The sequence below is a fragment of the Pseudoxanthomonas sp. F37 genome, assembly GCF_022965755.1.
In the GTDB taxonomy this organism is placed as follows: domain Bacteria; phylum Pseudomonadota; class Gammaproteobacteria; order Xanthomonadales; family Xanthomonadaceae; genus Pseudoxanthomonas_A.
In genome coordinates this window covers 3,670,201-3,690,000 of the sequence record NZ_CP095187.1, presented here as the reverse complement: position 1 = coordinate 3,690,000, position 19,800 = coordinate 3,670,201, and the positions used below count along the sequence as shown (strand labels likewise).

The 19,800-nt window shown below is 68.3% G+C and carries 16 protein-coding genes and 2 rRNA genes (1 of these 18 only partly in view); 14 read left to right on the top strand and 4 right to left on the bottom strand.

Going from position 1 to position 19,800, the window contains the following annotated elements; translation table 11 throughout:
• The 7 genes from MUU77_RS17180 to MUU77_RS17150 all read left to right on the top strand — a co-directional run.
• Positions 1-1,313, top strand: a 23S ribosomal RNA gene (locus MUU77_RS17180); it begins 1,566 nt to the left of the window's first position.
• A gap of 126 nt (positions 1,314-1,439) precedes the next feature.
• Positions 1,440-1,554, top strand: a 5S ribosomal RNA gene (gene rrf / locus MUU77_RS17175).
• Positions 1,555-1,645: 91 nt separating this feature from the next.
• A complete protein-coding gene (locus tag MUU77_RS17170; RefSeq protein WP_245089515.1) occupies positions 1,646-2,875 on the top strand; it encodes a dipeptidase in 1,230 nt (409 codons plus the stop codon).
• 104 nt (positions 2,876-2,979) lie between these two features.
• Entirely contained in the window at positions 2,980-3,822 is an 843-nt protein-coding gene (locus tag MUU77_RS17165; protein ID WP_245089513.1) for a metal-dependent hydrolase, read from the top strand.
• A gap of 192 nt (positions 3,823-4,014) precedes the next feature.
• Positions 4,015-4,893, top strand: a complete 879-nt coding sequence (gene rpoH / locus MUU77_RS17160) for an RNA polymerase sigma factor RpoH (RefSeq protein ID WP_245089510.1) — start codon at positions 4,015-4,017, stop codon at positions 4,891-4,893.
• A 131-nt stretch (positions 4,894-5,024) separates the two neighbouring features.
• The gene (locus MUU77_RS17155; RefSeq protein WP_245089507.1) at positions 5,025-6,440 is read left to right on the top strand and encodes a hypothetical protein; all 1,416 of its coding nucleotides are present in this window, start codon (positions 5,025-5,027) and stop codon (positions 6,438-6,440) included.
• A gap of 80 nt (positions 6,441-6,520) precedes the next feature.
• Positions 6,521-6,994 (top strand): DUF1203 domain-containing protein, encoded by a 474-nt coding sequence (locus MUU77_RS17150; RefSeq protein ID WP_245089504.1) that lies wholly within the window; start codon positions 6,521-6,523, stop codon positions 6,992-6,994.
• Here MUU77_RS17150 and MUU77_RS17145 read toward each other — a convergent pair.
• The gene (locus MUU77_RS17145) at positions 6,967-8,247 is read right to left on the bottom strand and encodes an NAD(P)/FAD-dependent oxidoreductase (protein WP_245089501.1); all 1,281 of its coding nucleotides are present in this window, start codon (positions 8,245-8,247) and stop codon (positions 6,967-6,969) included. The genes MUU77_RS17150 and MUU77_RS17145 overlap by 28 nt on opposite strands.
• 430 nt (positions 8,248-8,677) lie before the next feature.
• On the bottom strand, positions 8,678-10,864 hold the full coding sequence (locus MUU77_RS17140; RefSeq protein WP_245089498.1) for a primosomal protein N': 2,187 nt from the start codon (positions 10,862-10,864) through the stop codon (positions 8,678-8,680).
• A gap of 442 nt (positions 10,865-11,306) precedes the next feature.
• On the opposite strand from MUU77_RS17140, the gene MUU77_RS17135 reads away from it, so the two are divergent.
• Both MUU77_RS17135 and MUU77_RS17130 read left to right on the top strand, forming a co-directional pair.
• Entirely contained in the window at positions 11,307-12,296 is a 990-nt protein-coding gene (locus MUU77_RS17135; protein WP_245089495.1) for a hypothetical protein, read from the top strand.
• Positions 12,297-12,315: 19 nt separating this feature from the next.
• On the top strand, positions 12,316-12,879 hold the full coding sequence (locus MUU77_RS17130; RefSeq protein ID WP_245089492.1) for a DUF3106 domain-containing protein: 564 nt from the start codon (positions 12,316-12,318) through the stop codon (positions 12,877-12,879).
• Between the two features lie 117 nt (positions 12,880-12,996).
• On the opposite strand, the gene MUU77_RS17125 is transcribed toward MUU77_RS17130, so the two are convergent.
• On the bottom strand, positions 12,997-14,208 hold the full coding sequence (locus MUU77_RS17125) for a DUF3667 domain-containing protein (RefSeq protein WP_245089490.1): 1,212 nt from the start codon (positions 14,206-14,208) through the stop codon (positions 12,997-12,999).
• A gap of 101 nt (positions 14,209-14,309) precedes the next feature.
• On the opposite strand from MUU77_RS17125, the gene MUU77_RS17120 reads away from it, so the two are divergent.
• The 4 genes from MUU77_RS17120 to MUU77_RS17105 all read left to right on the top strand — a co-directional run bounded on the left by MUU77_RS17120 (position 14,310) and on the right by MUU77_RS17105 (position 18,645).
• Positions 14,310-15,677, top strand: a complete 1,368-nt coding sequence (locus tag MUU77_RS17120) for an MATE family efflux transporter (RefSeq protein ID WP_245089488.1) — start codon at positions 14,310-14,312, stop codon at positions 15,675-15,677.
• A 126-nt stretch (positions 15,678-15,803) separates the two neighbouring features.
• The gene (gene sppA, locus MUU77_RS17115) at positions 15,804-17,651 is read left to right on the top strand and encodes a signal peptide peptidase SppA (RefSeq protein WP_245094627.1); all 1,848 of its coding nucleotides are present in this window, start codon (positions 15,804-15,806) and stop codon (positions 17,649-17,651) included.
• A 128-nt stretch (positions 17,652-17,779) separates the two neighbouring features.
• Entirely contained in the window at positions 17,780-18,262 is a 483-nt protein-coding gene (locus tag MUU77_RS17110; protein ID WP_245089485.1) for a hypothetical protein, read from the top strand.
• A gap of 8 nt (positions 18,263-18,270) precedes the next feature.
• Positions 18,271-18,645, top strand: coding sequence for a hypothetical protein (locus MUU77_RS17105; protein ID WP_245089483.1), 375 nt, complete (start codon positions 18,271-18,273; stop codon positions 18,643-18,645).
• Between the two features lie 3 nt (positions 18,646-18,648).
• On the opposite strand, the gene MUU77_RS17100 is transcribed toward MUU77_RS17105, so the two are convergent.
• Positions 18,649-18,906, bottom strand: a complete 258-nt coding sequence (locus MUU77_RS17100; RefSeq protein WP_245089480.1) for a hypothetical protein — start codon at positions 18,904-18,906, stop codon at positions 18,649-18,651.
• Between the two features lie 58 nt (positions 18,907-18,964).
• Between MUU77_RS17100 and MUU77_RS17095 the strand changes: the two genes are divergently transcribed.
• Positions 18,965-19,741 carry an SDR family oxidoreductase gene (locus MUU77_RS17095; protein ID WP_245089477.1) on the top strand — a complete coding sequence of 259 codons (777 nt, stop codon included), beginning with the start codon at positions 18,965-18,967 and terminating at the stop codon, positions 19,739-19,741.
• Positions 19,742-19,800 lie beyond the last annotated feature (59 nt).

The following is a 19,800-nucleotide window of genomic DNA, read 5'->3' as shown; positions in this document are numbered from 1 at the left end:
GCTCACGCAGACCGTACCGTAAACCGACACAGGTGGGTAGGATGAGAATTCTCAGGCGCTTGAGAGAACTCGGGTGAAGGAACTAGGCAACATGGCACCGTAACTTCGGGAGAAGGTGCACCCCCTTTGGTGGCCCATGCGGGCTATAGCTGAGGGGGGTCGCAGAAACCAGGCCGCTGCGACTGTTTATCAAAAACACAGCACTCTGCAAACACGAAAGTGGACGTATAGGGTGTGACGCCTGCCCGGTGCTGGAAGGTTAATTGATGGGGTCAGCCGCAAGGCGAAGCTCTTGATCGAAGCCCCAGTAAACGGCGGCCGTAACTATAACGGTCCTAAGGTAGCGAAATTCCTTGTCGGGTAAGTTCCGACCTGCACGAATGGCGTAACGACAGCGGCGCTGTCTCCACCCGAGACTCAGTGAAATTGAAATCGCTGTGAAGATGCAGCGTTCCCGTGGCAAGACGGAAAGACCCCGTGAACCTTTACTATAGCTTTACATTGAACGTTGAGTTCGTCTGTGTAGGATAGGTGGGAGGCTATGAAACCGAGGCGCTAGCTTCGGCGGAGCCAACCTTGAAATACCACCCTGATGTGCTTGACGTTCTAACCTAGGTCCGTAATCCGGATCGGGGACCATGTATGGTGGGTAGTTTGACTGGGGCGGTCTCCTCCCAAAGAGTAACGGAGGAGCTCGAAGGTACGCTCAGCGCGGTCGGACATCGCGCACTGTGTGCAAAGGCATAAGCGTGCTTGACTGCGAGATCGACGGATCAAGCAGGTACGAAAGTAGGACTTAGTGATCCGGTGGTTCTGTATGGAAGGGCCATCGCTCAACGGATAAAAGGTACTCCGGGGATAACAGGCTGATACCGCCCAAGAGTTCATATCGACGGCGGTGTTTGGCACCTCGATGTCGGCTCATCACATCCTGGGGCTGTAGTCGGTCCCAAGGGTATGGCTGTTCGCCATTTAAAGTGGTACGCGAGCTGGGTTCAGAACGTCGTGAGACAGTTCGGTCCCTATCTGCCATGGGCGTTGGAGATTTGAGAGGGGCTGCTCCTAGTACGAGAGGACCGGAGTGGACGAACCTCTGGTGTTCCGGTTGTCACGCCAGTGGCATTGCCGGGTAGCTATGTTCGGAAGCGATAACCGCTGAAAGCATCTAAGCGGGAAGCGCGCCTCAAGATGAGATCTCCCGGGGCACAAGCCCCCTAAAGGAACCATCAAGACTAGGTGGTTGATAGGTCAGGTGTGTAAGTGGGGCAACCCATTGAGCTAACTGATACTAATGATCCGTGCGGCTTGACCATATAACCTCAAGTGGCCTTGGACTCGACGATATCGTCAGAGAAAATCCAGTGCCCGCTACGTCACAAGACCCTATGAGAGATTGGCGCCTTAATCCGTTCCCTGGATGGCGACGCTCCAACCCTCTCCCTGGTGAAATTAGCGCTGTGGTCCCACCCGTTCCCATCCCGAACACGGAAGTGAAACGCAGCCGCGCCGATGGTAGTGTGGCTTAAGCCATGCAAGAGTAGGTCATCGCCAGGGGCTTTATCCCCAAACCCCCGTCCAACAGGACGGGGGTTTTTTATTGCCGGGCTTTCGCCAACAATCGAGGTTCATCTCACAGGGGCGAAGCATGAAGCGGACTTTGTTGGCCTTGGCGACCACGCTGGCGGCATTGGCAAGCGGTGATATGGCGGCGATGGACGCCCGCATGGAAGCCTCTCGCGTACATGAGGGCGCGCTGGTGCTGGATACCCACCTGGATACGCCGGCAAACCTGCGCCGACCCGGCTGGAGCATTGCCGACGACCATCGCCACGAAGGCGAGCTGTCGCAAGTGGATCTGCCGCGGATGAAGGCGGGAGGCCTGGATGGCGGGTTCTGGGTCATCTACACGGCGCAGGGCACGCGTGACGAAGCCGGCAAGCGCGCGGCGCGCGATCACGGGTTGGAGCGGCTGCTCAGCATTCGCGAGATGCTGGCGGCGCACGCCTCCGACATGGAGCTTGCGCTGACGGCCGCGGATGCCGAGCGGATTGCGGCGGCAGGCAAGCGCGTGAGCTTCATCAGCATGGAGAATGCCGCGCCGCTGGCGGGCGACCCGACTCTGCTGGATGTCTACCATCGTCTTGGCCTGCGCATGCTGGGGATCACCCACGTGCGCAACAACGACTTCGGGGATTCCTCGACGGATCCGGCGGGAGCGGAGTGGAACGGACTGAGCCCTGCCGGGCGCGCACTCGTGGCGCAGGCGAACCGGCTGGGCATCGTGCTGGACGCCTCGCACGCGAGCGATGCGGTGTTCGATCAGCTGCTGGACCTTTCACGCGCGCCCATCGTACTTTCCCACACCAGCGCGGACGCGGTGTACGACCATCCCCGCAACATCGACGATGCACGTATCCGTCGGCTTGCCGCCAAGGGAGGCGTCATCCACGTCAATGCTTATGGCGGTTACCTCGTCGACATCCCCAAGGTGCCGGAGAGAGAGGCGGCGCTCGCATCCCTGTCGGAGAGGTTCGGTCCGGAGGAGCGGCTGCCAGCCACCCGCTCGGCGGCCTACCTCAGTGAGCGCCGCGCGATCGAAGCGCGGTACCCGGTCAAGCGGGCGACCTTCGAGGACTACATGTCGCACCTGCTGCACATCATCCGCGTCGCGGGCGTCGATCATGTCGGCATCGGAGCCGACTGGGATGGCGGCGGCGGCGTGGTGGGCATGGAAGATGTCGCTGCCCTGCCCCGGGTTACGCAGGCCCTGCTGGCGGCGGGCTACTCGGAAGACGACGTGAGGAAGATCTGGGGCGGCAACCTGTTGCGGGTCCTGCGGCAGGTGCAGGACGCCAGCCACGCCTCCGAACAGTAGCCGCGGGGCGAGTGGTGAGCGCAAACGCCGCTCGCGATCGTTCGCAGGACGGGTGACGGCGCGGACCATTGAAGATGGCGGGTAACGCGCACGGGGGTATCGACATGGACGAGTGCATCACGCCACGTCGCTTCGCCGCCGAGTTGCCTGTCGATATTCCCCGGCACTGGTTGCCGGGGAACGAATTCGTGTCTTCGCTGCTGAATGCATACACCATCCTGGTGCCCGCCAACGAGGCGTTCTATATCCGCACGCTCAATGCATGCCTGCCGCATGTGCGCGACGAAGCATTGCGTCGTCGCTGCCAGGATTTCATCCGCCAGGAAGCGCAGCACGGCGTGGCGCACAAGCGCTATTGGGACAACCTGGATGCGCAGGGTTACGCCTATCGCGGGTTCGAGCGCATGGTGGACCGCTCGGTCTTCCGGACCATGGACCGTCTTGCGCCGCTTTGGTTTCGGGTTTCGCTGGTCAGCTGCGTCGAGCACATCAATGCCTTCCTGGGATACGAATTCCTGTCCCAGTCGATTCTGGCTTCCGCAGATCCGCGCATGCGCGACCTCATGGAATGGCACTTTGCGGAGGAGATCGAACACCGCGCGGTCGCTTTCGATCTGCTGCAGGCGGTTTCACCCCGCTATCCGGTGCGTCTGCTCGGCGCGGTCACGACGAGCACGCTGTTCTACCTGCTGATGACCGGGCTGGCGATGGCCCTGTTGGCGCAGGACCGCCGGCTCTGGTGGAGGGCCACCTGGGGGCAGGCGGTCCGGCATCTGGGTGCGGGCCATGGCATGGCGCGCCGCACGTTGCGGCATCTGCTGGACTACCTGCGGCCCGACTTCCACCCTTGCCACCTCACGGGCGCCGACGCGCTGGCAGCGGGCGTACTGGCGCGCCAAGCCAGCCGGCGGCCCCCTGTCGTCGTGCCGATGGGGGCTCGAACCTGAACGCCAGCTCGACCCGCGCCGGGGTGGACGCCCACCTGGCGCGCATTACGCGGCCAGTCCATCGCCAAGGCATTGATTGAGAAGGGGCTTTGGCGCTGAGTGGGAGGGAGGGCCATTGTTGCAGCGCTGGGACAATGGGGAACTTCCCATGTGGTTAGCAGTCGAACTCCCCGACTGCTACCATCCCTGCCCATGAGCCAGAACACCTCCACTACCGCCCTGGTCGCCAACAACCTGCCGATCCCCAGTGCCCTGGGCTCGCTCGACGCCTACATCAGCGCCGTGCACCAGATCCCGGTGCTGACGGTCGAAGACGAGCGCGCGCTGGCGCAGCGTTACCGCGAAGAGGAAGACCTCGATGCGGCCCGTGAACTGGTGCATTCGCACCTGCGTTTCGTCGTGCATGTGGCCCGCGGCTACAACGGCTACGGCCTGCCGCTGGGCGACCTGATCCAGGAAGGCAACATCGGCCTGATGAAGGCGGTGAAGCGCTTCGACCCCGACATGGGCGTACGCCTGGTGAGCTTCGCGGTGCACTGGATCCGTGCCGAGATGCACGAGTTCATTCTGAAGAACTGGCGCATCGTCAAGGTCGCCACCACCAAGGCCCAGCGCAAGCTGTTCTTCAACCTGCGCAAGTCCAAGACGCGCCTGGGCTGGATGAACGCCGAAGAAGTCAGCGCCATCGCCAAGGACCTCAACGTGTCCGAGCGGGAAGTCATGGAGATGGAGGCGCGCCTGTCCGGCCGCGACATCGGCTTCGACGCGCCGTCGGATGAAGACGAAGAACATGCGCCTCCGTCGCCGGCCAGCTATCTGGTCGCGCGCGACGAGGATCCGTCGCAGGCGTACGAGCGCGCCGACAGCGAAGACAACCAGCTGGAACTGCTGCGCGAAGGCCTGGCCAACCTGGATGACCGGTCGCGCGACATCATCAAGCGTCGCTGGCTGGATGGCGAGGGCAAGGTCACGTTGCAGGAACTCGCCGACGAGTACGGCATCTCCGCCGAGCGCGTGCGCCAGGTCGAGGCCAATGCGCTGAAGAAGATGAAGGCCCTGTTCGCCGCCTGATCCGCATCGGATGTCGTATTCGAAGAGGCCCCGCAAGGGGCCTTTTCCATTTGCGTGTTCATCGTCCGGCGGAAGTGTGGTCCACTACGCCGCGATCCGCCTTGGGCGGCAGACCGGCAAAGGAGTAGGGCATGGGGTGGGGCAACAGGCGGTGGGCGAGGTTCGGATGTGCGGTGGCGATGGCGTGGAGCCTGCTGGCATCGCCCGCGATGGCCGCCCTGGGTACGCAGGACAACGCGAACGAAAAGTCCGGCCAGACCGGGCGCGGCATCCGCTTCGGCATCGATCGCGAGGAATACGATGCGCAGGCGCGCGCGGCGATGCAGGTCGATCCGGTCGTGGCCGCGCAGTTGGGCGCGATCCGCAAGGTGACGCTGGACGAAGCGGCCAGCATGGACGAACCCGGCCCGGACGTGCTGGTGTTCGACGTGGAAGGAAGCCGCGGCAAGGGCCGCGTCACCGCGCGTTTCATCACCGTCAGCGCCACCCAGGAGGCGCTGGGGCCGGGCATGCTGGTGATGGCTGACGGCACCCGGCACGTGATCGAGGGCGACGCCGATGCGCTGGCGGCAGAAGAAGGCCACGCGCACGACCATGAGCATGATGAGGATGTCGAAGTGGGCGCCGGCCTCTTCACCCGGCAGGCACAGGAAGCCGCACAGCGCTATCCGCTGATCCGCCAGTACATCGGGCAGATCACCACGTTCGAGATCGATACCGAGGCTACCGGTGCCGCCCCCGGCATGAACACCTTCGTGTTCGACGTGGCGGGCGACAAGGGGCGCGGACGCCTGCAGGCCGATTTCATCACCGTCGATGCCGATACCGAGCGCCTGGGCAAGGGCGTGTTGACGCTAGCCGATGGCCGGCGGCTGCCATTCGAGGGCGAGCCGCCGGGCGATGACGAGGCGTCCGGCGAAGGCGCGGGCATCGACGACCTGTTCGGCGACATGCAGGACAACATCTTCACCCGCCAGGCCCGCGTGGCCGTGCAGCGCTACCCGCTGGTGCAGCGGTACATCGGCACGCTGCAGACCTTCGAGTTCGACATGGCCGCCACCGGCGAAGCCGAGGGCGTCAACGAGTTCGCGTTCGCACTGGTGGGCGACAAGGGCCGCGGGCAGATCGTGGCGGAGTTCATCACCGTCGATGCGGACACCGAACGCCTGGGCAAGGGCGTGCTGACGCTGGCCGATGGCCGCGAACTGCCATTCGAGGGCGAACCCCCGTTCCCGGGCGAACAGGTCGACGAGGACGTTCCCGAGACCTTCGCGCGCCAGGACGGCATCTTCGTGTTGCAGGCCAATGCGGCGATGCAGGCGCACCCGGTGGTGCAACGCCACATCGGCGACATCCGCGAGGCGGTCTTCGATCGCGACGCATCCTGGTCGGCAGAGGGCGAACGCTATTTCTTCGACCTGAAGGGCAGCAAGGGTCAGGGACGTCTGGAAGCCGAATTCATCACCGTCGACGCCGACCGCGAGCGCATCGGCGAGGGTGAGCTGGTCATGGCCGACGGCACGCGTTATCCGCTGGACTCGAACTAGGCCGGGCCCCACAAGATCCGGATAGCGCCGCCCCGGCGGGCGGCGCGAGCATGGCCTCCCGTCTTCCGGAGCCTGATGCCATGTCGTTCGTGATCCGCGGGCTGTCGCCCGACACCTTCCGGCCGTTGTTCGCGCTCGACGATGCGGCGCTGGCGGCGCGCAACATCCGCCGCGTCGTCGCCGATGCCGACCGGGGCTTTCCGTGCCGCGTCACCCTGGAGGACGCGCGCCAGGGCGAGACGCTGTTGCTGCTGCCGTTCCTGCACCACGACGTGGCGGGCCCCTATCGCGCCAGCGGCCCCATCTACGTGCGCAAGGCCGCCATGCAGCAGCCTGCGGCGGTGTTCCGCGATACGCTGCCGCCCAGCTTTCCGCGACGCCTGCTGTCGCTGCGCGCGTACGATGCGGGCGGGCTGATGCGCGATGCCGATGTGGTGGACGGAAACGACGCGCTTCCCCACCTGCGGCGCCTGCTTGCCCTGCCGGACGTCGCCTACCTGCACGTCCACAATGCGCGCCCGGGCTGTTACGCCTGCCGGGTCGACCCGGACTGATCCTCGCGATCCCCGCCCAGGATGATGCGCGCGCCGCGCTGGTAGCTCCAGTACGCCCAGAACCAGTTCAACAGCACCACCAGGCGGTTGCGGAAGCCGATCAGGAAGAACACGTGCGCGGTGAGCCAGAACCACCACGCCAGCAGGCCGGAGAACTTCAATCGGCCGAAATCCACCACGGCCGCCATGCGGCCGATGGTGGCCAGATTGCCGTAGTCGCGGTAGCGGAACGCACCGGGCGACGCACCGCCCGACAGGCGTGCGCGCAGCACCTGCGCCACGTGCCGGCCCATCTGCTTGGCGGCCGGCGCCACACCGGGCACCGGCTTCCCGTCCGCGGCCACCGCCGCCAGATCGCCGGCGACGAAGACGTCCGGATGCCCCGGCACGCTGAGGTCCGGCTGCACGATGACGCGGCCGGCGCGATCCAGCGGCACGCCGAGCGAGCTTGCCAGGGGCGATGCCGCCACCCCTGCCGCCCAGACCACGGTCTTCGCCGCAACGAACGTGTCGCCGAGCTGGTAGCCATCGGCGGTGATGTCGCTGACCGGGGTGCCGGTGACGACATCCACGCCCAGTTTCTCCAGCTGCTGGCGCGCCTGCTCCGACAGCGCGGCGGGGAACGAGGCCAGGACACGCGGCCCACCCTCCACCAGCCGCACGCGCGCCTGTGACGGGTCGATGCGGCGGAACTCGTTCCTCAGCGTATGCCGGGCGATCTCGGCCAGCGTGCCGGCGAGCTCGACGCCGGTCGGTCCGCCGCCGACGATGGCGAAGCTCAGCCACGCGGCGCGCTTCTCCGGATCGGTCTCGGCTTCCGCGCGCTCGAAGGCGAGCAGCAGATGGCGGCGCAGCTGCAGTGCGTCGTCCAGCGTCTTCAGGCCCGGAGCGTGCGGCGCCCACTCGTCGTGGCCGAAGTAGGCATGCGTCGCGCCCGTGGCCAGCAGCAGTGAGTCGTAGGCGATCATCGTGCCGTCGGCCAGCACGACCCGCTTCTCGTCCGGCGCGATCGCGGCCACCTGCGCCAGCCGCACTTCCACGTTGGCCTGCCTGCGCAGGATGTGGCGCAGCGGCGCGGCGATGTCGGGCGCGGACAATCCTGCAGTGGCCACCTGGTACAGCAGCGGCTGGAACAGGTGGTGGTTGTGCCGGTCGATCAGGGTGATGCGCACCGGTGCGGAGGCCAGGGCACGCGTGGCCCAGAGGCCGGCGAATCCACCGCCGACGATGACGAAATGGTGTGCTGCCTGCATGCCGTCTCCCGCGGCCACGAAGTGCGTGGCCAACCGCGGACGATTGTCGCATGCGGCCTGCCGCGGTCGCTCGGTCCGGGTCGCGGTCGATCAGCGAGGTGGCGCGCGTGTCCGGCATCCACAGGTACACCGGCAGGGAACAGGCGATGCAGGCGGTGACGTACCCATAGAAGCCGCTCTCCATGCCGTTCTTCTTGAACCACAGGGCGACCATGTCCGCCGTTCCCCCGAAGAGTGCGAGGGTCAGTGCATAGGGCAGGCCGACGCCGAGGGCGCGGATCTCCACCGGGAAAGAACGCTTCGGCGAAGTACAGCCAGAACGCCGCGTAGACGTACCCGTCGTACCACTCCACCAGGTTGCCGACCTAACCGCTGAAGATGCTGCGCAGGCGTTGGGCGGGCGTCAGTCCGGCACGCGACGCGGGCGTCATCAGTACAGGTCCATGGGGTCGACATCGAGCGACCAGCGCGTGCGGCGCGCCTCCGGCAGGGCGTGGATGTCCGGCAACGCCAGATCGAGCGCGCGATGCAGGGCGCGCCGCTCGGGCGAGGACAGCAGCAGCTGTACGCGATGCAGGCCGGCACGGCGCGGCATCGGCGCAGGCAGCGGTCCGTGCATCTCCAGCGCGGCGTCGTGCGCGCGCAATGCGCGCTTGGCCTCTTGCAGGAACTGCTGCGCGGCATCGACGTGCTGCGCTTCGGCGCGCAGCAGCGCCAGGTGCGCGAAAGGCGGAAAGCCGGCCATCCGGCGCTGTTCCAGTTCGGCTTCGGCGAAGGCGTGGTAACCGCCGCTGATCAACGTGTTCAGCAGCGGGTGATCGGGATGATGCGTCTGCAGCCACACGTCGCCGCGCTTGCCCGCGCGGCCGGCGCGTCCCGCCACCTGGATCAGCTGCTGCGCCAGTTTCTCGCCCGCGCGGAAATCGGTGGAGAACAGGCCCTCGTCCACGCCGACCACGGCCACCCGGGTGAGATGCGGCAGATCGTGGCCCTTGGCCAGGATCTGCGTGCCCACCAGGATGCCGGGCATCTCGCCCAGCTTCGACAGTTGCTGCGCCAGGCCGTCGCGCTTCTGCGTGGTGCCGCGATCCACGCGCAGCACCGGCACGTCTGCGAACTGTTCGGCCAGCAGTTCCTCCAGCCGCTCGGTGCCGATGCCCTGCGGTTGCAGCGCCAGGCCGCCGCAATCGGGGCAGGCCGGGGGCGACGCCTGCCGCGCGCCGCAGTGGTGGCATTGCAGCCGCCTGCCGCCCGCATGCACCGTCATGGGACTGTCGCAGCGCTTGCAGTGCGCGCTCCAGCCGCAGTCGTGGCACAGCAGGACCGGCGCGTAGCCGCGCCGGTTCTTGAACACCAGCACCTGCCCGCCAGCGTCCAGCGCCTGGCCGATCGCCTGCAGCGTGTCCGACAGCAGGCCCGCCTGCTGCGCGCGCTTGCGCATGTCCAGCACGCGCACGCTGGGCGGCTGCGCCTCGCCGGCACGCCGCGACAGGCGCAAATGCGCATAGCGGCCGCTGCGCGCGTTGTGCAGCGTTTCCAGCGAGGGCGTGGCGCTGCCCAGCACCACCGGCACGTCCAGCGCCTTGCCGCGCACCAGCGCGAAGTCGCGTGCGTGGTAGCGGATGCCGTCCTGTTGCTTGTAGCTGCCGTCGTGTTCCTCGTCGACCACGATCAGCCCGGCCTCCGGCAGCGGCGTGAACACCGCCGAGCGTGTGCCCACGATCACCCGCGCTTCGCCGCGCAGGCAGGCGGCCCAGGTGCGGGCGCGTTCGCCATCGTTGAGGCCGGAATGCAGCGCATGCACCGGCACGCCCAACCGTTGGCGGAAGCGCGCCAGCGTCTGCGGGGTCAGGCCGATCTCGGGCACCAGCACCAGTGCCTGGCGTCCCCGGCGCAGGCAGTCGGCGATGGCGTGCAGATAGACCTCGGTCTTTCCGCTGCCGGTCACGCCGTCAAGCAGGAGGGCGCCGAACCCCGTGGTGCCGATGATCGCGTCGGCGGCGGACTGCTGTTCGTCGTTGAGTGCCGGACCGGGCCGCGGCGACGCAGCGACGGCGGCAGGCAGGGTCGCGAAGCGCTCCGCCAACCCGCGCTTGCCCAGGTCGCGTGCGGTGGCGCGACCCGCGTCCACGTGCAGGTCCAGCACGTCTTCGTCCAGGGCGCCATGCTGCGCCAGCAGGTCGGCCAGCCGGCGGGGCCTGCTGCCTGCGCGCAGGCGCTCGCGCCCGGAAAGGCCGGCTTCGGTCAGGCGCCAATGCCAGGCATGGGTGTCGGGCAGTGGCTCGCCCTGGCGCAGCAGCGCCGGCAGGGCGGTGGCCACCACCTCCCCCAGCGGGGCATGCGTGTAACGGGCCAGCCAGTGCAGCGATTCCAGCGGTTCGCCCTGGAGCAGGGGGGCCGCATCCAGGATGGCTTCGACCGGGCGCAAGGCCAGGTCCGGGTCCGCCGCCGGGCCGGAGCCGGCGATGAAGCCGACGAGGGCGCGATTGCCGAACAGCACCTGCACCCGTTTGCCGACGTCCCTGTCTGAGGCGACATGGCCGGGTGGGGGGAGGTAGTCGAACAGCCGTGGCAGCGGCACGGGCAGGGCGACATGGAAGACCGGGAAGGGAGGCATCGGGGTGCAGTGTATCGGCCTGCCAAGGCAGGGGTCAGCCTCATGGATTTGCATCCATCTGCTGTCAGATTCTTGACGAAAATCACGCAAGTGCCGATCCCCAAAGGGGATTCCGGTTTATCCACACGGGCTGTGGATAAATCTGTGCATGGCGCGAATGCTTCACGGCGCAATGACGGTCCTGCAAGCCTCCGGGTCAGGTTGGCGAAAAAAACGCCAGCGCCATAATTCCAAATAGAATCAATGAGTTGATCGTGAAACCGAAATGAAACATGGGCGCCGGGGGCGGGTCAGCGGCCACGGATGACGGATCGATGACCGCTGTGCACAACGTTGTTTCGTGGAAACCCTTGTGCCATCGGGGAGAGCAGATTCCGGCGCGCTGTCAAGCGTCCGTATGGGCCGGATGGGTGACTATCATCGGCCATCCGCAACCGGTTCCATGATGGCCTCCCAAGACACCGTCGCCTCTCCCGCCCCCGCCGCCCTGGCCGCCTTCCTGCGTGGCTGCGAGCGCCGCGGCGCCGTGTTCGCCGAGCTCCAGTGCGGCGATCCGGACCACGGCGATGTCGCCCTGGCCGCTGCCTTGCGGGCCTTCCGCGGCAACGCTGCGGCGCTGCCGATGGCGGACTGGCCCGCCCGCTTCTGGTCGCTGCTGGCCGCCGCACCGCCGTTGCGGACGACGACCGCTGGCGCCCGATGGCCGGGCGCGCTGTCCGCCCTGGCCGCGGCCGCGCCGCTCGATCGCGCGGCGCTGCTGCTGCGCCTGGCCGGTGGCCTGCAGGAAGCCGACGCTGCCGCCGCCCTGGGGCTCGACGGCGCCGCCTACCGCGATGCCCTGGCCCGCGCCTGCCCCCGCGATGCGTTGGGCCACCCCGACGCGGCCGCGTGGCGTGCGGTGGCCGAGGCGATCCAGGCGCAGCTGCGGGAGCTCCCGCCGGACCGGCTGGCCAAGCTCGCCCGCCTGCGCGAGGACGCCCTGGCCGGCGTCCGCGTGCCGGCCGTGGTGCCGGTAAAGGTGCCAGAGTCCGGGACTGTCGATGCCCGGCGCCGCTGGCCGTGGATCCTGCTGGCCGGGATCCTGCTGCTGGCCGCCGCGGGCGCGGCCCTGTGGTGGTGGCAAGGGCAGGCGCCACCGCCGGCACCGACGCCGACAGGAGCTCCCGCCGCGGAAGAGGGGGTCTCGGCGCTCCCGCCTGATCCGGTCATCACGTCGGCACCCCTGCCTGCGGCCGAGGCGCCCGCCTTGCGCGCAGACAACATGATCGCCGCCGAGGCCCATGGGGATTTCGCGCTCCTGGCCGATGCCGATGACGAGGCATACGCCCGTGAAGCGGATTTTCTGGCCTGGTACGTCGCCGGTGCCGGCGCGACGTCGGCGACCGCTGCGCCCAACCCCGATGCAGGAGCCGCGGCCGATGCGGCGCGCTGACCGCAGGCGGGCGACTGCCATGCGCGCGATGGCCGTCATCGCCCTGTTGGCGAGCATCGGCGTGTTGCCCGCACAGGACGCAACGCACGCGACCCGCTGGGCCGCCATGTCGCCCACGGCGCAAACCGAGTGGCAGCAGCGTCGCCTGGCCTGGGACGCGCTGCCGCGGCACGAGCACGAGGACCGCCGCGCGCGCTACGCCGCGTGGCGCGCGCTGGACGAGATGCAACGCGCGCGGTTGCGCGCCGCCGCCAGCGAGATCGCCGCGCTGCCGCCGGAACACCAGGCCGCGCTGCGCACGCAGTTCGGCATGCTGGACGCGATGCAGCGACAGGGCTGGCGGTTGGGGCCGGACCTGGGCGCCGACTGGCCGCGCCTGCAGCCGTTGTTCGCTTACGTCCCGCCCGGCGAGCGCGATGGCTTGCTGGCGATCCTGCGACAGCTGGATGCGGAGCAGCGCGACGATCTGGCCGCGCTCGCGCAGCGGCTGCCGCCGCAGGATCGGGATGCGTTCCGGCAAGAACTGCTGGCCGTGCCCGCGGGACAGCGTCGCGCGTGGTTGCGGCAACGGCGGGAGCGCTAGCGTGGGAAGCGCGGGACGACTGATCCGCCAGGCGTGGACCCGCCGCACCACGCATTGCGCAGTCGATCGACGGGTCGCGACGGTCCGGGTACGTCCTGAAAGGCGCGTCCGGCCCTCCTAGGCGTTCACCAGGCTGGTCAGTGACAGCAGCACCATGGCCGTGACGACCAGCATGAAGTACAGCATGCCCAGCGCGAGGTACTTAACCAGCGTGAGGACCGGGTGCTGGCGATAGACGCGCTGCTGCATCCAGAACAGGTAGACCGGCATCCAGAACATGACCAGCAATTCGGCCAGCCACACCGGCGCGCGCGCCACGGTCGCCTGCGCGGGCAGCAGGCCGTCGATGAAGGAGAGCAGGAAGAACGCCAGCACGCACAGGCACAGGTAGGCGTGGCTGTAGAGCGCCACCACCAGGTGCTCCAGATAGAGCCGGCCTGTGCCGATGTAGGCCAGCTTCAACAGCAGCGCGAACACCGGCACCAGCACGAACAACGCGGACGGCACGGCGCCCATCATGGCGTTCTTGAACAGTTCCGGGTCTTTCTGCAGGCGCGGGATGTTGTCCTGCGCGCGCGCGATCTTCTTGTTCAACCAGCGGTTGCCGAACTCAGGAAGCCAGGCCACGCGCACGGGATTGTCGACCGGATGCCAGGGCTTGCCGTTCTGGGAGAACAGCGAGCCGGTGGTGTCGGGCATCGGCCCGTTCTCCGGGATCCGGTCGGGTTGGGCCAGCGCCGGATGGTCGGGCTGCAGTTCGGCGATGCGCGCGCGCGCCCGCGCCTGGGTGCCGCGGATGTTGTCTTCCACCCGTCCGCGCGCGAAAGCGAGCGTCGGCGGAATGGTGGCGCGGGCGGCCAGCAGCCCGTCGATAGTCCGGTCGCGCAGGCTCACCACTTCGTCGGGGTCGGTCAGGGTGTCGAAATCGACGCCTCCGTCCCCTGTACCGGTCACCTTCACGGTCGTGCCGCCCTTGCCGTCAGGGACGGCGGGCGGGCTCAATATATCGCCGCTGCCAGTGGCGAACTTGCCCACGAAGAACGTCAGCACGCTCAGGATGACGAACAACCGCAACGGCGCCACGTATGGCGCCCGGTGGCCGGCCAGGTAGGCGTTGGCCAGCCTGCCCGGCGACAGCAGCGTGCGCAGGGTGCGGAAAATGCGGCCGTCCAGGTGCCAGAACGATTCGAACACCTCCTCCACCGCATGCCCGAAGCTGCGCAGCGGGTTGTGTGCGTTCTGTCCGCAGACGTGGCAGAACCCGCCCTGCAGCGGCGTGTGGCAGTTCTCGCACGCGCTGGCGTGCACGGCATCGTGCGATGGGGTCATGGGGCGTTAGGGTGGCGCAGGTGGCGAGCGGGTAAGATACCGGCCTCCCGCGACCCGGTGCCAGCGCGAAACCGCGCGGCCGCAGTCCGGTGGTTGATCCCATGTCTGTTTCCCCCTCCCCGAGCCCGCGCTTCGGCCAGGAAGTGCGCGCGACGGCCACGCTCGCCCTGCCGCTGGTGCTGGGCCACGTGTCCACCGGCCTGATCGGCTTCGTCGACAACGTCATCGCCGGCCACCACGCCACCGCCACGCTGGCGGCGGTGACCGTGGGCACGGCGCTGCTGTGGCTGCCGATGATGGTGCCGATCGGCACGCTGATCTCGCTGACCGCCTCGGTCTCGCAGCTCGATGGCGCCCACCGGCGCGACGAGATCGCGCCGCTGTTCCGCCAGGCGCTGTGGCTGTCGCTGGGCCTGGGCCTGCTGATGTTCGCCTTCCTCAGCGTGGCGCCGCAGGCGCTGGCGGCCTTCGGCATCGCGCCCGACATCATTCCCGGCGCCACCGCCTTCCTGCACGGCATCCGCTGGGGCGTACCGGCGCTGACGTTGTACTTCTGCATGCGCTATCTCAGCGAGGGCACGCACTGGACGCTGCCCACGATGATCCTCGGCTTCGGCGGCCTGCTGGTGCTGGCCCCGGTGGGCTACGTGCTGACGTTCGGCAAGCTGGGATTCCCGGAATTGGGCGCAGGCGGCCTGGGCATCGCCTCGGCGCTGACCATGTGGCTGCAGGCCATCGCGTTCGCGACCTACCTGGCGCGCGCGAAGCGGTTCGCCGACCTGCACCTGTTCGCGCACTTCGATCCGCCGCGCCGCGGGCCGATCATGCGGCTGTTGCGCACCGGCCTGCCGATCGGCATCACGGTGCTGATGGAAGGCAGCCTGTTCATCGTCACCGCGCTGCTGATCGCACGCCTGGGGGCCACGCCCGCCGCCGCCCACCAGATCGCCATCAACGTGTCGGCGCTGTGCTTCATGGTGCCGATGGGCGTGGCCGAGGCCACTACCGTACGCGTGGGCCATGCGGTCGGTTCGGGCGACGTGGCCGGCATCCGCCGCGCCGCACATGCGGGTTATGTCATCGTGCTGGCCACGCAGGCGATGTCGGCGCTGTTCCTGCTGCTGGGGCACGACCTGGTGGTGGCCCTGTACACCGACGACTTGGCGGTAGCCGGGCTGGCCGGCACCCTGCTGTTGTTCGCGGCGGCGTTCCAGTTCCCCGACGGCATCCAGGTGCTGTCGGCCGGCGCGCTGCGCGGGCTGAAGGACACCCGCGTGCCCATGTGGCTGGCGGTGGTGTCGTACTGGGGTCTGGGCATGCCGCTGGGCGCCGGATTGGGCCTGGGGCTGGGCTGGGGCCCGCAGGGCATGTGGCTGGGCCTGATCGTGGGCCTGACCGCCGCGGCCGTGCTGCTGGGCTGGCGCTTCGAGCGCAGCAGCCGGCGCCGGACCGCCGTCATGTCAGCTTGACGGGTGACCATCGGGGCATGAAAGCCCGATGGCCGCACGCTACAGTGGTCCCAGTTTCCCGGAGTTCCCCATGAGCCAAGTCCCCCCGCACCCCGTCGCAGCCCGGTCGCCGCCTTCTTCGTCGGCCTGTGGGACGTGGCGAATTTCACCCGCAAGCTGGTCCTCAACCTGATCTTCTTCGGGCTGCTGTTCCTGGTCTTCATCTTCTTCATCATCGCCGCCGGCAGTGGCGGGGTGAAGCCGCTGATGGAGCGCACCACCTTCGTGCTGGCGCCGGAAGGCCGCCTGGTGGAGCAGTTCACCGCCGACCCGGCCACCCGCGCGCTGGCCAAGGCGCTGGGCGACAAGAGCGCGGAGGAAGTGCAGCTGCGCGACCTTCTGCGCGCCATCGAGGCGGCGCAGAAGGACGAGAAGATCGAGCGCATGCTGCTGCGCGTGGACCAGCTGCAACCCACCGGCTACGCCTCGCTGCGCGAAGTCGCCGCCGCGCTGGCGAAGTTCCGCGCCTCCGGCAAGCAGATCGTCGCCTTCGGCGAGAACCTCAGCCAGACCCAGTACCTGCTGGCCGCGCAGGCCGACGAGGTCTACCTGGACCCGATGGGCAGCCTGTTGCTGGAGGGCCTGGGCCGCTACCGCCAGTACTACCGCGAAGGCCTGCAGGACAAGCTGGGCGTGGATGTGCACCTGTTCAAGGTGGGCGAATACAAGTCGGCGGCCGAACCCTACGTGCTGGATGCGGCCTCCAAGGAAGCCAAGGAAGCCGACCTGTACTGGATGAACGACGTGTGGCAGCGCCTGCTGGCCGACATCGCCAAGGTCCGCAAGACCACGCCCGAAGCGCTGGCCGCCGGCATCGACACGCTGCCCGAAGGCATCGCCGCCGCCGGGGGCGACTTGGCCAAGTACGCCCTGCAGCAGAAGCTGGTGGACGGCCTGAAGACCCAGGAGGAAGTCGAGGACCTGCTGATCGAGCGCGGCGTGGCCGATGAGGATTCGGACACCGGCTTCCGCGCCATCGGCCTGACCGGCTACCTGACCCAGCTCGACGCCAAGATCAATCCGCTGGACAAGCGTCCGCAGGTCGCCGTGGTGGTGGCCGAAGGCGAGATCACCGACGGCGACCAGCCGGCCGGCCGCGTCGGTGGGTTGTCCACCTCGGCGCTGCTGCGCGAGGCGCGCGACGACGACGACGTGAAGGCCGTGGTGCTGCGCGTGGATTCGCCCGGCGGCGGCGTGTACGCCTCCGAGCAGATCCGTCGCGAAGTGGCCGCGCTGAAGAAGGCCGGCAAGCCGGTCGTCGTGTCGATGGGCGACCTGGCTGCGTCAGGCGGCTACTGGATCAGCATGAATGCCGACCGCATCTACGCCGACCCGTCCACCATCACCGGCTCGATCGGCATCTTCGGCGTGATTCCCACCGTGCCGCGCACGCTGGAGAAGATCGGCGTGCGCACCGACGGCGTGGGCACCACCCGCTTCGCCGGCGCGTTCGACATCACCCGTCCGCTGGACCCGGCCGTGGGCCAGGTGATCCAGTCGGTCATCGACAAGGGTTACGCCGACTTCACCGGCAAGGTTGCCGACGCGCGCAAGAAGTCCGTCGAGGAGATCGACGCCGTGGCCCGTGGCCGCGTGTGGAGTGGTGCGCAGGCCAAGGAGCGGGGACTGGTCGACGAACTGGCGGGCCTAGACGCGGCGCTGGCCGAGGCCGCGCGCCGCGCCGAGCTGGGCGAGGCCGGCAAGTACCGCGTGCGCTACATCGAGAAGATGTCCTCGCCGTTCTCGCAGTTCATGGGTGGCTTCGCGGGCAGCCGCATCGGTGCGGCCTGGCTGAAGGATTCGGACTTCGCGCGCGCGCTGCTGGCGCGCAGCCTGCCCGAGATGGAAGCACAGCTGCGCTTCGTCGAGGAGGCCGTCAACGACCGCCAGGGTGCGCCGGTGAAGTCGCTGGCGTACTGCTTCTGCGGTTTCTGACGCCGTCGACATCGCCCGATCCAGCGGGCCGCCCGGGTCACCGGGCGGCCCGTTGCGTTTGCGTCATGGGGTGGCCGACGCTCCGGCAATCCGCGTTGTAGGCAGCATCGACGGAGTGCGGGGTGCAGATGAAACGCATATTGGAGGCCGCGCTGGCGATGATCGCGCTGGCATGCGCGGGTGGCGCCCGGGCGACGCAGCCCGGCCTGCCCGACGTACCGTCCTGCGCGCACGCATCGGTGCCGGAAGACGCCGGCCTGGTGGCGACCCCGGGGGGCTTCATGCTGGTGCATCCACGCAACGCGGACCTGCCGGACGACTACACCGGCTGCAAGACGCTATGGGTGATGGATGTCGATCCCGAGCCGTGGCACTGGGCGACGTTGTGGTTCCGGGACGGCCGACTGCAACGGGTGGTGAGCACCTCGCGGGCTGCGCCAGCGCCGCGCGCATGCGACATGCCGGACATGGCGCTGCCTGAAGGATTCGCACCGGCACCGGTGTGCGAAGGCCTTGACGGTCATCCCTGGGTCGCCCTGCGCCTGCCGAGCTGGCCCCGTGCCTGCGCGGGCGGCGCGCCGCCGGCGGTCTGCGGGGGAGAACCGGAATGAGGCCGGTCATGCGCGCCGTCATGACGGCGGCGTTCGCATTCGTCAGCGCCGTGCCGTCCGCACGGGCAGTGGATGCCGACACGGAATTCGAGGCATTCCTCTTGCGCTGGCGCGCGGCCGTCATCGCGGACGATGCCGATGCGCTCGCACGGCTGGCCCAGGTCCCGTTCCTGTTCGAGGGGCGTGGCCATGACCGGGAGAGCATGAAGCAGTGGGTCGTGCCGGCCCTGCTGACCGCCGAGGTACGCCGCTGCCTGCGTACCGCGGCGCCGTTGCCCGAGGACGACCGTTACGTGCTGTCGTGCGCGCCGTACCTGTTCTACCTGGGGCGGGTGGACGGCCAGTGGCGCTGGGTCGAGTTCGCCGCCGACGGCGAAGGCTGAGGCTCAGGGCGCGCTGGCGCTGCCGGCCGCGTCTGCCTCGGCGGTCTCGGTCCGGTCGGCGGCGGCCTGCACCTGGGCTTCCACCGCCTGCGCCCGCTGCATGGGCGCCTGCATCGCGTCGCGCAGCTCGGTGCCGGAGGGCGTGGCGGACGCCGTGGCCTGGGGCTCCGGTGGCTCATCGGTGGGCGGCGGTTCGGGTGCGCGGCATGCGGTTGCGAACAGGGCGAGCGAGGCGAGCAGGGCGAAGCGGATCCCGGGCATGGCGACGATCCTCGTATGGCGTGGCGCTATGCTACGCCCAACGACGAAGGAGGCGCATGTGGCGGCTAACCGATGGCGTTTGGAGGGGCAGCGGGCGCTGGTGACCGGTGCCAGCGCGGGCATCGGACTGGCGACCGCGCGCGAACTGCTGGGCTTCGGCGCGGACCTGATGATGGTGGCGCGCGATGCCGACGCGCTGCAGGACGTGCGGCACGAGCTGGCCGACGAGCATCCCGAGCGCGAGATCAGCGTGCTGGCCGCCGACGTGGCCGACGACGAAGACCGCCGCGCCATCCTGGACTGGGTGGAAGACCATGGCGATGGCCTGAACATCCTGGTCAACAATGCCGGCGGCAACGTCACCCGCGCGGCGGTGGACTACACCGAGGACGAGTGGCGCGGCATCTTCGAGACCAACCTGTTCTCCGCCTTCGAACTGTCGCGCTATGCGCACCCGCTGCTCACCCGGCATGCTGCCTCTTGCATCGTCAATGTCGGCAGCGTGTCGGGCATCACCGCCGTGCGCAGCGGCGCGCCCTACGGCATGACCAAGGCCGCCCTGCACCAGCTGACCCGCAACCTGGCCGCCGAGTGGGCCGAGGACGGCGTGCGGGTGAATGCGGTGGCGCCCTGGTACATCCGCACGCGCCGCACATCGGGGCCGCTGTCGGACCCGGACTATTACGACGAAGTGATCGCGCGCACCCCGATGCGTCGCATCGGTGAGCCGGAAGAAGTCGCCGCCGCCGTCGGATTCCTCTGCCTGCCGGCCTCCAGCTACATCACCGGCGAGTGCATCGCGGTGGATGGCGGGTTCCTGCGCTACGGATTCTGATTGACGTTCGTTTGATGCATGCCCGCTAGCGTGTTCCCGTCACAGAGCGGGGACACGAA